The organism is Kineococcus terrestris, from assembly GCF_041020755.1.
GTDB classification, from domain to species: Bacteria; Actinomycetota; Actinomycetes; order Actinomycetales; family Kineococcaceae; genus Kineococcus; species Kineococcus terrestris.
Map to the genome: position 1 here is coordinate 1 of NZ_JBEUEI010000001.1, position 13828 is coordinate 13828.

The 13828-nt window shown below is 77.6% G+C and carries 13 protein-coding genes; 7 read left to right on the plus strand and 6 right to left on the minus strand.

Annotation, left to right across the window (positions count from 1 at the left end; genetic code table 11):
• The first annotated feature begins 122 nt into the window (after positions 1-122).
• Together AB8M62_RS00005 and AB8M62_RS00010 are read left to right on the plus strand one after the other, a co-directional pair.
• Positions 123-1175 (plus strand): sensor histidine kinase, encoded by a 1053-nt coding sequence (locus tag AB8M62_RS00005; RefSeq protein WP_369068236.1) that lies wholly within the window; start codon positions 123-125, stop codon positions 1173-1175.
• On the plus strand, positions 1172-1858 hold the full coding sequence (locus AB8M62_RS00010) for a response regulator (protein ID WP_369068237.1): 687 nt from the start codon (positions 1172-1174) through the stop codon (positions 1856-1858). Before AB8M62_RS00005 ends, AB8M62_RS00010 begins: the two co-directional genes overlap by 4 nt.
• Before the next feature lie 96 nt (positions 1859-1954).
• Here the strand turns inward: AB8M62_RS00010 and AB8M62_RS00015 are convergent, their stop codons facing one another.
• On the minus strand, positions 1955-2614 hold the full coding sequence (locus AB8M62_RS00015) for an O-methyltransferase (RefSeq protein ID WP_369068238.1): 660 nt from the start codon (positions 2612-2614) through the stop codon (positions 1955-1957).
• Positions 2615-2713: 99 nt separating this feature from the next.
• Here AB8M62_RS00015 and AB8M62_RS00020 point away from each other — a divergent pair, with 99 nt between their 5' ends.
• The 3 genes from AB8M62_RS00020 to AB8M62_RS00030 all read left to right on the plus strand — a co-directional run bounded on the left by AB8M62_RS00020 (position 2714) and on the right by AB8M62_RS00030 (position 6510).
• Complete coding sequence (locus AB8M62_RS00020) at positions 2714-3706, plus strand: lipid II:glycine glycyltransferase FemX (RefSeq protein ID WP_369055238.1); 993 nt, start codon at positions 2714-2716, stop codon at positions 3704-3706.
• Positions 3707-3740: 34 nt separating this feature from the next.
• A complete protein-coding gene (locus tag AB8M62_RS00025; protein WP_369068239.1) occupies positions 3741-5450 on the plus strand; it encodes a DNA polymerase in 1710 nt (569 codons plus the stop codon).
• 100 nt (positions 5451-5550) lie between these two features.
• Positions 5551-6510 carry an ABC transporter substrate-binding protein gene (locus AB8M62_RS00030; RefSeq protein ID WP_369068241.1) on the plus strand — a complete coding sequence of 320 codons (960 nt, stop codon included), beginning with the start codon at positions 5551-5553 and terminating at the stop codon, positions 6508-6510.
• A gap of 19 nt (positions 6511-6529) precedes the next feature.
• Here the strand turns inward: AB8M62_RS00030 and arfB are convergent, their stop codons facing one another.
• A complete protein-coding gene (gene arfB / locus AB8M62_RS00035; protein WP_369055232.1) occupies positions 6530-6955 on the minus strand; it encodes an alternative ribosome rescue aminoacyl-tRNA hydrolase ArfB in 426 nt (141 codons plus the stop codon).
• 103 nt (positions 6956-7058) lie between these two features.
• Here arfB and AB8M62_RS00040 point away from each other — a divergent pair, with 103 nt between their 5' ends.
• Positions 7059-7772: an alpha/beta fold hydrolase gene (locus AB8M62_RS00040; protein ID WP_369055231.1), complete on the plus strand. Its 714-nt coding sequence runs from the start codon at positions 7059-7061 to the stop codon at positions 7770-7772.
• A 3-nt stretch (positions 7773-7775) separates the two neighbouring features.
• Here the strand turns inward: AB8M62_RS00040 and AB8M62_RS00045 are convergent, their stop codons facing one another.
• Both AB8M62_RS00045 and AB8M62_RS00050 read right to left on the minus strand, forming a co-directional pair.
• Positions 7776-8636, minus strand: a complete 861-nt coding sequence (locus tag AB8M62_RS00045; protein ID WP_369068242.1) for an alpha/beta fold hydrolase — start codon at positions 8634-8636, stop codon at positions 7776-7778.
• 63 nt (positions 8637-8699) lie between these two features.
• Complete coding sequence (locus AB8M62_RS00050; protein ID WP_369055228.1) at positions 8700-9104, minus strand: nuclear transport factor 2 family protein; 405 nt, start codon at positions 9102-9104, stop codon at positions 8700-8702.
• A 70-nt stretch (positions 9105-9174) separates the two neighbouring features.
• Between AB8M62_RS00050 and AB8M62_RS00055 the strand changes: the two genes are divergently transcribed.
• Positions 9175-10056 (plus strand): LysR family transcriptional regulator, encoded by an 882-nt coding sequence (locus AB8M62_RS00055; protein ID WP_369055227.1) that lies wholly within the window; start codon positions 9175-9177, stop codon positions 10054-10056.
• Positions 10057-10126: 70 nt separating this feature from the next.
• On the opposite strand, the gene AB8M62_RS00060 is transcribed toward AB8M62_RS00055, so the two are convergent.
• A complete protein-coding gene (locus AB8M62_RS00060) occupies positions 10127-12169 on the minus strand; it encodes a calcineurin-like phosphoesterase C-terminal domain-containing protein (RefSeq protein ID WP_369055225.1) in 2043 nt (680 codons plus the stop codon).
• 136 nt (positions 12170-12305) lie between these two features.
• Positions 12306-13703, minus strand: coding sequence for an ATP-dependent 6-phosphofructokinase (locus AB8M62_RS00065; protein ID WP_369055224.1), 1398 nt, complete (start codon positions 13701-13703; stop codon positions 12306-12308).
• Positions 13704-13828: the final 125 nt, after the last annotated feature.

Here is a 13828-nt window from a genome sequence, read left to right on the forward strand (position 1 = left end):
GGCTGGTGGTTGAGCCCCGGCCCAGCCGCCGGGTGGGGGCGGGGGGGGGGGGGCGGTCCGGGGGGGGGGCGGGGGGGGGCCGCCGGCCCCACCCCGTCGCGCTGACCCTGCTGTCGCTGGCGGTGGCGGTGGTCTGGGCGTACGACACGGCGCTGTGGCTGGCGCTGCTGACGCTGGCGGTGCGCCGCCGCGACCGCCTGCTCGTGCTGCTCGGCGTGGCCGGGGCGCTGGCGTCGGTGAGCGCGGCCCTGCGCGGCGCGACGACGGGCAGCACGACCGCGGCGGCCCTGTTCGCGCTGCTGGGCACGGGCCTCGCCGTGTCGGTGGGCGCGTTCGTGGGGGCCCGCCGCGACCTGGTGGCCAGCTGGCGCGAGCGCGCCGAGCGGGCCGAGAGCGAGTACGCGCTGCGCGCCGAGCAGGCGCGGCTGGCCGAGCGCACCCGCATCGCCCGCGAGATGCACGACGTCCTGGCGCACCGCATCTCCCTGGTGGCGCTGCACGCCGGCGGCCTGGAGGTGCGCCCGGACGTGGGCCCGGAGCAGGTGGAGGCGACGGCGGCGACGATCCGCGAGACGGCCCGCACCGCGCTGGAGGACCTGCGCCGGGTGCTGGGGGTGCTGCGCACGCCGGGGACGGCCGGCACGACGGAGCTGGCGCCGCAGCCGACGCTGGTGGACGTGCGCCGCCTGGTGGAGTCCACCCGGGAGGCGGGCGTGGCCGCGCGGTTCCGCACCGACGTGCCCGTGCACGCGCAGGTGCCGCCGGAGCTGGGCCGCACCGTCTACCGGGTGGTGCAGGAGGCGCTGACGAACGTCCACAAGCACGCGCCGTCGGCGCCCACGGTCGTCACGGTCTCCGGCGAGGTGGGCGGCGAGCTGGTCGTGGCCGTGGTCAACGAGCGGCCCACCGGCCCGGGCAGCGCGCTGCCGGGGGCGGGTTCGGGGCTGGTCGGGCTGGCGGAGCGCGTCGGGCTGGCCGACGGCACGATCACCAGCGGGCCGGAGCCGGACGGCGGGTTCGCGGTGCGGGCGCGGCTGCCCTGGCCGTGGCCGGACGGCGCCCGGCCCGGGACGGCGGCGGCGCGGGCCGCGTGGACGCCGCCGGATGCGAGGATCACAGCCACCCGGGCGGGCGGCGCTGCGAGCCCCCGCCACGACGGACGGAGCCAGGCGTGACGAGCGGCGCAGGACCCAGGCCCACCCGCGTGCTGCTGGTGGACGACGACGCGCTCGTGCGCGCCGGGCTGCGGATGATCCTGTCCAGCGCGGAGGACCTCGAGGTCGTCGGCGAGGCGGAGAACGGGGCGCAGGCCGTGGAGGGCGTGGCCGCGCACCACCCGGACATCGTGCTCATGGACGTGCGGATGCCGGTGATGGACGGGCTGTCGGCGGCGCAGCAGATCACCGCGCGCCCGCAGGCGCCGGCGGTGGTGATGCTGACGACGTTCGACCTGGACGAGTACGTCTTCCAGGCGCTGCAGGCGGGCGCGACGGGCTTCCTGCTCAAGGACACCCCGCCGCGCGAGCTGGTGGCGGCGGTGCGGGTGGTGGCCTCGGGCGAGGCGATGCTGTCGCCGACGGTGACCCGCCGCCTGGTGGGGCACTTCGCCGCCGACGCGGTGAACCCCCGCCGGCGCGAGGCCGCGCAGCGGCTGAAGACGCTGACCGAGCGCGAGCGCGAGGTGCTGGGCGCGGTGGGCCGCGGCCTGTCGAACGCCGAGATCGGCCGGGAGCTGTTCATGAGCGAGGCGACGGTGAAGACGCACGTCTCGCGCCTGCTGACGAAGCTCGACGCGCACAACCGCGTGCAGGTGGCGATCGTCGCCCACGACGCGGGCCTGCTCGACGGGACCCCCTGACCCCTGCCCTCTCTCTCCCTCCCCGCCGTGATCATGGACGGTTGAGCGTCGCACCATCCATGATCACGGCAAGGGTCGGGGCGGCGGGAGACCGGCTCAGCGCACGACGGCGATCGCGAAGCCGTCCCAGCCCTTGGCGCCCACGGTCTGCACGGCCGTGGCGTCCAGGCGCGGGTCCTCCCCCAGCGCCTGCAGGAACCGCCGCGCGCCGGTGACCGCCGGGTCGTCGCTGCCGGCGTCGGCGACGCGGCCGTCGCGCACGACGTTGTCCCCGACGATCAGCGACCCGGGCCGGACCAGCCGCAGCGCCCGCTCCAGGTAGTCGGGGTTGCCCTGCTTGTCGGCGTCGAGGAAGACGAGGTGGAAGGGCGCGGCGCCCTCGGCGACGAGCGCGTCGAGGGTGTCCAGCGCGGGCCCGACGCGCACGTCCACGACGTCGGCCACCCCGGCCCGCTCGAGGTTGCGCCGGGCGACCTCGGCGTGGCGGGGGTCGAGCTCGCACGTGACGACCCGCCCGCCGGGCGCCAGGCCGCGGGCCAGGTGGACGGTGCTGTAGCCGCCGAGGGTGCCGACCTCCAGGACGCGGCGCGCGGCGACGGCGCGCGCCAGCACGGTCAGCAGCGCCCCCTGCAGCGGTGACACGTCGATCTCGGGCAGCCCGGCGGCCTGGTTCTCGTCGAGGACCTGCTCGAGGACCTCGTCCTCGCCCAGCAGCGTCCCGGCCAGGTACTCGTCCACGTCCTCCCACGCGCTCACGGCCCCATGCTGCTCCACCCGGTGGGCGCCGGTCACCCGGGAGGGTGAGGAGCCGGTCACCGCGTCGACACGCCGCGCGACGGCGCGCACGATCTCAGGGTGCACGTGCGCAGGGCGGCCGACCGGGCCGAGTGGGACGGGTTCCTGGACGGGCGGGCGGCGACCACGCCGTTCCACCGCTGGGACTGGCTGTCGACGCAGGCGGAGCTGCACGGGTGGCGCTTCGAGCCGCTCCTCGTGGAGCGCTCGGGGTGGGTCGTGGGGGCGGTGCCGCTGCTGCTGACGCGGCGCGGGCCGGTGTGGCGGGCGGCGCCGGTGCCGTTCCCGTACGCGGGGCCGGTGGTCCTGGACGGCGAGCTGGGCGACGTGCTGGGAGCGCTGGCGGGCTGGTCGCGCCGGCACGGCGTGGTGGGCGCGCGCCTGGACCTGCCGCCGCAGGCCCCGGCGGACCCGCAGGTGCTGCGCGCCGTGCACGCCTCCGTGGAGCTCGGGGAGACGTTCGTCGTGGACCTGGCCCCGGGCGGCGTGCTGCAGGACGAGGAGACGGCGCTGCGGCAGCTGCACAAGTCCGCCCGCCGCACCCTGCGGCACACCGAGCGCGACGGGCTGCGCGTGGAGGACGCCGGCGAGTGGCAGGTCGTGGCGTGGCTGCCGGACCTGCTGGAGCAGGTCTACGCCCACCACGGCGAGCCCTGCCCGTACCCGCCGGGGGTGGGGCGGACGGTGTGGCAGCTGCTGCGCGCCCGCCCGGAGACCGCGCGCGCGCGGGCCGCGGTCACCGCGGACGGGGAGCCGGCGGGCCTGCTGGTCTCGCTCGCGGAGGGCGACACGGTCTACGAGTGGGCGGGCGGCAGCTTCGCGGCGGGCCGGCGCGCGGGCGCGGAGGTGGCGCTGCACGCGGACCTGGTGCGCTGGGCGGTGGCCCGCGGGTACCGGCGCGTCGACCTGGTCGGCTCGGTCGACGAGGGCGTGCGCCGCTTCAAGCGGTCGCTGGGCGGGCGCTCGGCGACGTTCCAGATGGCCTCGCAGTCGGCGAACCCGCTGTGGCGGGCGGCCCGGCAGGCGCGGGAGCTGCTGCCCCGCGCCTCCTGAGGGAGCTGTCGGGGACGGCCGACAGGATGGGCCGGTGCCCCCGGCCCCCGCCCCCCTCGCGCTCGTCGCCCTGGACGGGCTGGCGGTGCTCGCCGGGGACGGGGACGCGCAGGTGGTCCACGGCGGGCCGGACGCGCTGGCGGCGGCGGTGGCCGCGCGGGAGGCGGACGGGCCGCGCTGGGTGCTGTGGTCCGCGCGCGGGGCGGCGCCGCTGGTGGGCGCGGGGCTGCACCTGGCCCGCGCGCACGACCTGGCCGCGGTGCACCGGCTGCTGCACGGCGGTGGGCGGGAGGACCCGGCGACGGTGCACGCGGCCGCGCACGGCCTGCCCGAACCGCCGGAGCCCTCGCGCCGCCCGCGCCCCGCGCACGGCACGGGCCTGCTGGAGCTGGACCTCGACGGCGGGGGCGGCGGCGACGGGCCGGTGGGCCCGGACGGCGCCCTCACGGCGGCGTGGACGTCGGGGCGCGCGCTGGCCGCGGACGAGCCCGCCGCCGTGCGCGCAGAGCGGGCGCTCCGGTGGGCGCAGCTGGCGCTGGAGGTGGCCGCCCGGCAGCGCGCGGCGCTGGACGGGCACGCCCTGTCCACGGCGTGGTCGGAGTCGGCGGCCGCGCTGCTGGCCGTGGAGCTGGAGGTGACGGGCCTGCCGGTGGACGTGCGCGCCGCCGAGGAGCTGCTGGGCGCCCTGGTGGGTCCGCGCCCGCGCTCGGAGGCCGAGGAGCGCGCCGCCCGCGCCGCGCGCGACGCCCCGGTGCTGGCGGCGCTGGGCGTCGAGCCGGGCGCGGTGGACCTGCGCTCGCCGGCCGCGGTGCTCGCGGCGCTGCGCGCGCGGGGCGTGGACCTGCCGGACACCCGCTCGTGGCGGCTGGAGCGGCTGACCGCGGACCCGGCGACGGGCCGGCTGGCGCGGGCGCTGCTGCACCACCGGCGCGCCGAGCGGGTGGCGACGACGTACGGGTACGCGTGGCTGGACGCGCACGTGGGCGCCGACGGGCGGCTGCGGGGGCGCTGGTCGGCGGCCGACGCGGCCGCGGGGCGGATGACGGCGCAGGCGGGCCTGCACAACCTGCCCGCGGAGCTGCGCCCGGTGGTGGCCGCCGAGCCGGGGCACGTGCTGGTGCGCGCGGACCTGGGGCAGGTGGAGCCGCGGGTGCTGGCCGCGGTCTCCGGCGACGAGGGCCTGCTGCGCGCCACCGCCGACGAGGACCTGTACGCGCCCGTGGCGGCGGCGCTGGGGGTGGACCGGCCGACGGCGAAGGTGGCGGTGCTGGCGGCGATGTACGGGCAGACGTCGGGGGCGGCGGGCCGGGCGCTGGAGCGGATGGAGCGCGCCTACCCGCGGGCGCTGGCGCACCTGCGCGCCGCGGAGGCCGCGGGCCGGGAGGGCCGCTCGGTGCGCACGCACGGCGGGCGGCTGGTGCGCACGGGCGGGGCGCCGGCCGCCTCGGCGGAGGCGGTGGCCGCGCGCGGGCGGTTCGCCCGCAACGCCGTCGTGCAGGGCTCGGCGGCGGAGCTGTTCAAGGCGTGGGCGGTGACGGTGCGCGCCGGGCTGGCGGGCACCGGCGGGCGGGTGGTGCTGTGCCTGCACGACGAGCTGCTGCTGCACGTGCCGGAGGCGGACGCCGCGCGGGCGGTGGCGCTGCTGGAGCGGGCGCTGACGGCCGCCGCGGGGTGGTGGGCGCCGGGCAGCGGGGCCCGGTTCGTCGCCGAGGCGTCGGTGGTGCGGCGCTGGTCGGAGGTGTGAGAGGTAGGTTAGCCTCACCTCCGGTTCCCGGCGGTCGACCCGCGCCGGGACCGTTCCCGTCGGCGCGACGACCCGTCGCCCCACCCGCCCGGAGGCGCCCGTGCTGTCCCGCCGCTCCCTGCTGCTCGGCTCCGCCGCCCTCGCGGGCCTGACCGCGTGCGGGGAGCAGCGCGCGACACCCCCGGGCGCCGTCGCCGCGGCGGCGGGCGGTTTCCCGCGGACGGTGCGGCACGAGCTCGGGGAGACGGAGGTGCCCGCCGCGCCGCAGCGCGTCGTCTGCGGCACCGACGGCGGCGAGCTGTGCTCGCTGCTCGCGCTGGGCGTGCGGCCGGTCGGCTTCGGCCAGCGCAACGACCCCCTGCGGCCCTGGGTGCGCGACCTCGCGGCCGGTGTGGAGACCTACCCCCTGGCCAGCGGCGAGACGAACTTCGAGCGCCTGGCGGTCTGGCAGCCGGACCTGCTGCTCGTGCAGGACGGTTTCGCCACCGACGAGACGATGCCCCTCTACTCCGCGATCGCCCCCACCGTCGCCACCAGCTTCATCGACTGGCGCGAGAACCTGCGCCAGGTGGCCGCGGCGGTGGGGAGGGAGGAGCGGGCGCAGGAGCTGCTGGGCGAGCGGGACGCGGCCGTCGCGGCGCTGGCCGCCGGGATGCCCGCGGAGGCGCGGGGCCTTCGCGTGCAGGCCCTGACCGCGTTCCCCGACGGCAGCGTCTACCTGCTCAACAGCGATTCCCCGCTCGGGAAGGCCGCCGCCGCCCTCGGCCTGGCGCCGCTGCCCGCCCCGGACACCGCGGGCGAGGCGGTGAACCTCCTGTCCGCGGAGAACGTCCCCCTGGCGGACGGCGACCTGCTGCTGCTGCTGAACTTCGGCCCGGAGACCGACGGGACCCCGGAGCTGAAGGCCTCGGACGTCTTCCGGTCGCTGGAGGTCGTCCGCGCCGGAGGGGTCGTCGACGTCCGCGAGGACGATTCCCACCGGTTCTACTTCGACTCCGTCCTGACCGTCGAGCCCAACACCCGGCTCCTCGGCGAGATCGTCACCGCCGCGGTGCGCTGACCCCGGCCCGGCTGCCCGGCTAGTCGTCCGCGCTGCGCCGCAGCCGCTTCACCTCGCCGCGGCGCTTCTTGCCGTCCAGGCGGCGGCGTTGCGAACCGCGGGTGGGCCGGGTGGGCCGGCGGGCGCGCGGGCCGGGGGCGACGGCCTCGGCGAGCAGGGCGGCCAGGCGCTCGCCGGCGGCGCGGCGGTTCTGCAGCTGGGAGCGGTGCTCGGCGGCCACGACGGTGAGGACGCCGCCGGACAGGCGGCCGGCGAGGCGCTGCAGGGCCCGCTCGCGCAGCGGCTCCGGCAGCGCGGTGGAACGGGCGACGTCGAAGGACAGCTCGACGCGGCTGTCGGTGGTGTTGACGCCCTGACCGCCGGGGCCGCCGGCGCGCGAGAACCGCACGCCCAGCTCGCTCGCGGGGACCGTCAGCCGCGGCCCCACCCGGATGTCCTCGCCCACGACGGGGTGCAACGCGCGCGGCGGGCGGCGGCTTCCCGGCGGGCTGTCAGCTCCGCCGCGCAGGACCTTCCCCCGCCCGCGCACCGTCCCTACCGTGTCGCTGGTGAGCGCGCCGCTGGTCCTCGTCCCCGGGTTCTGGCTGGGCGCGTGGGCGTGGGACGAGGTGGCCGCCGCCCTGCGCGCCGCGGGCCACGACGTCACCGCGCTGACCCTGCCGGGCCTGGAACCGGACCACCCCGACCGGGGCGCGGTGCGGATCGCCGACCACGTCGGGGCGGTCGCCGCGGCCGTGGCGGACGCCGCGGACCGCACGGGTGAGCGCGCGGTGCTGGTGCTGCACAGCGGCGCGGGCTTCCCCGGGTACGCGGCCACCGACCGGGTCGCGGACCGCCTCGCGGCCGTCGTCTACGTCGACTCCGGCCCGGGCACGGGCGCGCTGGGCGAGGGGTTCCCGGACGCCGAGCACCCGCTGCCCCCGGACGAGGAGCTGGAGGCCGACGGCAGCAGCCTGGCGGGGCTGTCGCCGCAGCAGCGGGCGGAGTTCCGCCGCCGGGCGGTGCCGGAGCCGGGGGCCGCGCTGCGCGAGGCGCCGCCGCTGGGCGACGGTTCCCGGCGCGGCGTCCCGACGACGGTCGTGTGCTGCTCGATGACGTCCCGGCAGGTGCGGGACCTGGTGGCGCAGGGGGTGCCGTTCCTCGCGGGCCTGACCGAGCTGGAGCACCCGGCGTACGTGGACCTGCCGACGGGGCACTGGCCGATGTGGTCGCGCCCGGGCGACCTCGCGGAGGTCCTGGCGCGCGTCGCCGACGGCGGCTGAGGCTCACGCGGCGGCGAGGAACCGCTCCGTCAGCCGGGCGGTCTCGGCGGCGCCGGAGCCGTACCAGAGCAGGTGGCTGAGGGCCGGGCTCTCGGCGAGGACGGCGCCGGGCACGAGCGCGGCCCACCGCTCGGCGTGGGCGAAGCGCACCTGCCCGTCGGTGCGGGAGGCGACGACGAGCGCCGGCACGCGCACCGCCCGGGCCGGGCCGGGGTCGACGCGCTCGCGCAGGTCGGCGGCGAACCCGGCGCCGGAGCGCATGCGCGAGAGCACGTCCACGAGCTCGGCGCGCTCGGCGCCGGTCAGGTCCGCGAGGACCCGCCCGGCCGGCAGGGTGGACAGCGGCCCGAGCACCGAGCGCAGCCCCGCGCCGGGGAACCGCCGCAGGAACGCCCCGCTCGCCGCCCACGTGGCGGCCTCGGTGCGGGGGGTGAACGCGACCCGCGCGGCGATCCGGGCGGCGCCGTCGGGGAAGGGCAGGTCGGCGCGCGCGGAGTGCAGGACGAGGGAGCGCACGAGGCCGGGGTGGCGGGCGGCGAGGGCGACGGCGGTGGGCCCGCCCGCGGACACGCCGACGACGGCGCGCAGCGTCCCCGTCCCGGTGCGCTCGCACAGCTCGGCGAGGGTGTCGGCGAAGGCTTCCGGGCCGGGTCCGGCGGCCGGGGCGGTGCGCCCGTAGCCGGGCCGGGAGGGCACGAGGAGGCGGTGCCCGGCGGCGAGGAACGCGGCCTCCCCCAGCGGCAGCCCGGCGCGGAAGTGCCCGCCGTGCAGGAGCAGGACGACGTCGGCGCCGCGAGGCCCGGCGAACCGGAGCTCCACGTCGCCGCGGTCGCAGCGCACCACCCGCGTCGGTTCGTCCGGCACCGGTCCCCCTCCCCCGCGCCGGCCCGGGCGGGCGGCTGCGGGGGCAGTCTGCCCCGGCGGGGGTCAGCCGAGGGGCCCGGTGTCGAACAGGACGCGGATCTCCTCGATGCGGCCGGCGCGCACGCGCGAGGAGTTCACGGTCGGCACGACCACGCCACCGGTGCGGGTCATGTCGTACCAGGTCACCACCTCCTCGCCCTCGGCGACCTGGCGGACGACGTCGATGCGCTCGACGCTGCCGGCCATCGCGCGCAGGCCCTCCAGGCACGGCCCGCGCCCGGCCAGGGACCCGCCGGGCCCGGTGAACACGACGTCATCGGCGAGCAGCCGCTCCAGCGTCGCGAGGTCGCCGTCCTGCCAGGCGGCGAGGTACGCGGTGGCGACGGCGCGGGCCGTCGCGGCGGGGTCGCCCGGGGTCGTGGTCGGGGTCGTGGTCGGGGTCGTGGTCGTCTCGTCGGTGGTGTCCACGCCTCCACCGTGCCCCCGGGCAGCCCAGACGTCCACGACCGGTTCGTGACCGCTGCCATAACCTCCCGGTATGGAGCTGCGGCAGCTGGAGCACTTCGTGGCGGTGGTCGACGGGGGTGGGTTCACGGCGGCGGCCGCGCACCTGCGGGTGGCGCAGCCCGGGGTGAGCGTGCAGGTGCGCAAGCTGGAGCGGGAGGTCGGCCAGCCGCTGCTGGAGCGCACCCCGCGCGGGGTGCGGCTGACCGCCGCGGGCGAGGCCGCGCTGCCGCACGCGCGGGCGGCGCTGGCCGCGGCGGCCGCGGTGCGCGAGCACGTGGCCGAGCTGAGCGGCCTGCTGCGCGGCAGCCTGCGGGTGGGGTTGCTGCTGGCCTCGGCCCCCGAGCCGTTCACCGGGGTGCTGCGCGCCTTCCGCGAGCGCGCCCCCGGGGTGGAGCTGACGGTCGTGGAGGCCGACGCAGCGGCGCTGCAGCGGGCGGTCCTCGACGGCTCGCTGGACGTGGCCTGGGTCGCCACGGGCCCGGGCACCCCGGCCGGGCTGACGGGTCAGGTGCTGGCCGAGGAGGAGGTCGTGGCGGTGCTGGCGGCGGGCGCGCTGCCGCCGCGGCGGCGCACGACACCCCTGGTGGACCTGCTGGAGCACCCGCTGGTGTGCCCGCCGCGCGGTGGCGGGATCCGCGCGGTGCTGGAGGAGGCGTGCGCGGCGGCGGGCCTGGTGCCGCGGGTGGCGGTGGAGGCCAGCTCGCCGGCCACGGCCGTGGAGCTGGCCGCCGGCGGGCTGGGGGCGGCGCTGGTGCCGGCCTCGCTGGCCGCGGGGCTGGACCCGGCGCGCTGCGGGGTCCTGCGGGTCGTGCGCCCGGCGCTGCGGGCGCGGGTGCAGCTGGTGCGCCGGGCCGGGACGCCCGCCGCGCCCGCGGTGCGCGAGTTCTGGCGGCTGGCGCGCGCGGCGGGCTGAGGCGCCCGGACGCGCGGCCGCCGCCCCGCGTCGTGCGACGCGGGACGGCGGCCGGACGGTCGAGCGGGGGTCAGTCCTCGTCGCCGTCGGAGAACAGCTCGGTGCGGAAGCCCTGCTGCGGGACCTCCTCGCGCACCTCGAAGGTGTGCGTCTCGCTGTAGGTGCGCCCGAGGTGGTCGGTGACCGTCACCTCGGCGCTGTGCACGCCGAGCGCGAGGTCGGCGGGCAGCTGGTAGCGCCACAGGTGCGTGGTGCGGTCGGCGACGTTGTTGCCGGGCTGGGCCGGGCCGGGGCCGTAGGTGTTCCCGGCGTACAGCTCGAAGCCCTGCGCGTACTCGTCGCCGGAGGTGGACTCGAACGCGTGGCGGGCGACCTGCAGCTGGCGGGTCGCGGCGGCCGGGTCGGCCCACTCGGCGCCCACGCGCGGGGCCTCGCCGTCGGCCTGCTGGGTGCGCTCGGCGACCACGGGCTCGCCGCCGTCGACGGAGACCTCGACGGTGGTGTCGCTGGAGCCGTACCAGACGTTCGCGGTCAGCCAGGTGCGGTTCGCGAGGTCGTCGCGGGTGACGACGCCCGGGTCGCCGAGGTCGTTGACGTTGACGGGCGGCGGGGTGCGGTGGTCACCGGCGTCGCGCTCGTCGGCCCAGGTGTTCAGGGTGTCGAACCACTCGCGCCAGCGCGGGGAGTTCACGGCGACGGCCAGCTGCTCGTCGTCGGACTCGCCGATCGTGCGCCAGGTGTCGCGGAACTCCCCGCCCTGCAGGTCGAGCGTGAGGTACCCGGGGCGGGCGCCGTCGCGCTGCAGGGCCATCGGCCGGCCGTCGACGTCGAGGTCGCCGGAGTACCAGTCGCCGCTGGGGGCGCCGGCGACGATGTTCGGGAACGGCAGCTCGGAGACGCCGACGGCCTCCTGCCACCCGGCGTAGGAGTCGCCGGCGACCATGCGCTCGGTGGAGTGGGTGTGCCCGGACATCGACAGCGCCTTGCGCCCCTCGAGCAGCTCGTACAGCTTCTGCACGTCGCGGGTGGAGTGCTGCGTGGAGGCCGCGTCGGCGAAGGAGACGAGCGGGATGTGGGTGGCGACGACGACCAGCTTGTCCTCGGGGACGAGGGCCAGGTCGTTCTCCAGCCACTCCAGCTGCCGCTCGCCCAGCTCGCCGTTGTAGCGGGGGCTGTTCTCCGGGTCGTCGCAGTGCGGGCGCGCGCCGTCGGCGTTGTCCTCCGGCGTGCACGGGTACTTGACGTTGTTGAGCGCGACGAAGTGGGTGTCGCCGACGTCGTAGGAGTACGTCTCCGGCCCCACGTGCTGGCGGAACGTGTCCATCGAGTGCTCGGGGTCGGTGGAGTCCAGGTCGAGGTCGTGGTTGCCCGGGACGAACCGCAGCGGCACGCCCGCGAGGCTGAGGACCTCCTTGATGCGCGGGTACAGGCCCAGGTCGTCGCCGGCGACGTCGCCGAGCAGCAGGGCGCCGCACTCGGTGTTGGAGCTGCGGGCCAGGTCGGCCATGAGGCCGTCGCGGGCGAAGCCGAGCTCGCGGCCGCTGTAGGTCTGGAAGTCGGCGGTGACGGTGCAGCGGGCGGCCTCGCCCTCGGCGGCGCCGCCGCGCACCAGCGGGAAGTTCACCGCGGACGGCAGCGGGCCGGTGGGCTCCAGGCCGCCGAAGCGCAGGTCCTGCGGGGTGCCGTTCGGCAGGTGCGTGTAGTGGAACCGCGCGACGCCGTCCTCGTCGACCGGGACCTGCCAGCCGGCGGGCTGGGTGACGAAGGCCGTCATGCCCTCGAAGACGGGCAGCTCGTAGCGGCCGCGCTCGTCGGTGACGACGACGTCGCGGCCGTTGGAGACGGCGACGCCGGGCACACCGGTCTCGCCGTCGCTGCGGCCGTCGCGGTCGCCGTCCTCGAACACGGTGCCGCGCAGCACCTGCTCGCCGGTGGAGCTGGTCGTGGCACCGGCCTCGCGCAGCACCTCCACGTCGGCGACGTAGGCGGCGCCGGCCGGCTCGGCGGGGGCCTCGGGGGAGCTGACCGCGGGCACGGCGGCGACGAGCGCGCCGGCCCCGACGAGCAGCGCCGCCGACCAGGCGAGGGTGCGGGGGGACGTCCTGGATCGCACGGGGGGTCCTCTCGGGGGTCCTCGGCGCCCGCGTCCGCGCGGCGCCGCCCCCGATCCTGTGCGGTTCCCGTGACCTTCCGGTGACCCTCGGTGGAGGATCGGGCGAACTCGCGGGCTCCGCGGGTTCACCCGCCCGTCACTGGCCGCCGAACACCGTCACCTGCTCGGGGGCGTCGGCCTCGCCGAACGACCACGGCTGCCCCGTCGCCTCCAGCACCGACCACCACAGGTCCCCGTGCGGGTCGACCTGGTTGCGCGCCGAGACGGCCAGCGAGATGGGGATGTGCACGAACCGCCGGCGCCAGCGGCCGACGACCATGTTCGTGCGCCCGGCCATCGCCGCGTGCGCGGCCGCGTGCGCCAGGCGGATGCAGTACACGCTGTCGTACGGGTTCGCCGGGACGCTGCGGATGACGTAGCTGGGGTCGATGTAGCGCATGTTGAGCTCCATGCCGTGCGCGGCGAAGTCCTCGGTGATGCGCTGGCGCAGCAGGCGGCCCACGTCCTGCAGCTTCTTGTTGCCCGAGGCGTCGCGGCCCTGGTCCTCGATGTCGTCGAACAGCTCCTGCCCGGCGCCCTCGGCGGCCACGACCAGCGCGTGTCCCTGCTCGGACACCTTGCGCCGCAAGTGTTCCAGGAACCCGCCGGGCCCGTCGAGGACGAACGGCACCTCGGGGATGAGGACGTAGTCGGCGTCGTTCTGCGCCAGCGCCGCGTAGCAGGCGATGAAACCGGAGTGCCGGCCCATGAGCTTGACGACGCTGACGCCGTTGGGCGCGGTGCGCGCCTCCACCTTGGCGGCCAGGATCGAGCGGGTCGCCTCCGAGAACGCCGTCTGGAACCCGAAGCTCTGGTCGATGAACGGGATGTCGTTGTCGATCGTCTTGGGGATGCCGACCACGGCGACCTTCAGGCCGCGCTCCTTGACCTCGGCGTTGATGCGCTGCGCGCCGCGCATCGTGCCGTCCCCGCCGATGGCGAACAGGACGGTGATGCCCATCCGCTCCAGGCAGTCGACGACCTCCACGGGGTCCTGCTCGCCGCGCGAGGTGCCCAGGATGGTGCCGCCCTCGCCGTCGATGCGCTCCACGGCCTGCGGCGTCAGGTCCACGACGTCGTGGCCGTAGCGCGGCACGAAGCCCTGGTAGCCGTTCTTGAAGCCGTAGATGCGCCGGACGCCGTAGTGGTTGGTCAGCGTCGAGACCAGCCCGCGGATGACGTTGTTGATGCCCGGGCACAGCCCGCCGCAGGTGACGATGCCGACGCGCGTCTTGGCGGGGTCGAAGAAGATCTTCTTGCGGGGGCCGACGGGCTCCAGGCTGGGCAGGTCGGGCAGCTCGCCGGTCTCGGACCAGTCGCGGCGCGAGACCTTGGAGACGGTGTCGTCGAACAGCACCCGGTCGTTCTCGTCGATGTAGTGCTGCGTCGTCCGCCGCGCCGACAGCCGCGACGCCAGGGGCGAGTCCACGGTGCAGGGGCCGAGCGTCTCCACGGTGAAGTCGATGGCCTGGCCCTTGCTGCTGCCGTTGTCCATGCGCGCGCTGGTCCTCTCGCTCGGCGGGGGGTCCCCGGGTCGCCGCCCATTCTCCGGGCGTCCTCCGGCGCCGTCACGCCGGGGCGGCCCCCGGGGGTCACGGCCCCACGATGATCACCGAGCGT

Excerpts from the sequence above, each read along its gene's own strand:
- AB8M62_RS00055 (WP_369055227.1), top strand. The coding sequence starts at position 9,175 with ATGGAGCTGCGGCAGCTGGAGCACTTCGTGGCGGTGGTCGACGGGGGT.
- AB8M62_RS00065 (WP_369055224.1), bottom strand. The coding sequence starts at position 13,703 with ATGGACAACGGCAGCAGCAAGGGCCAGGCCATCGACTTCACCGTGGAG.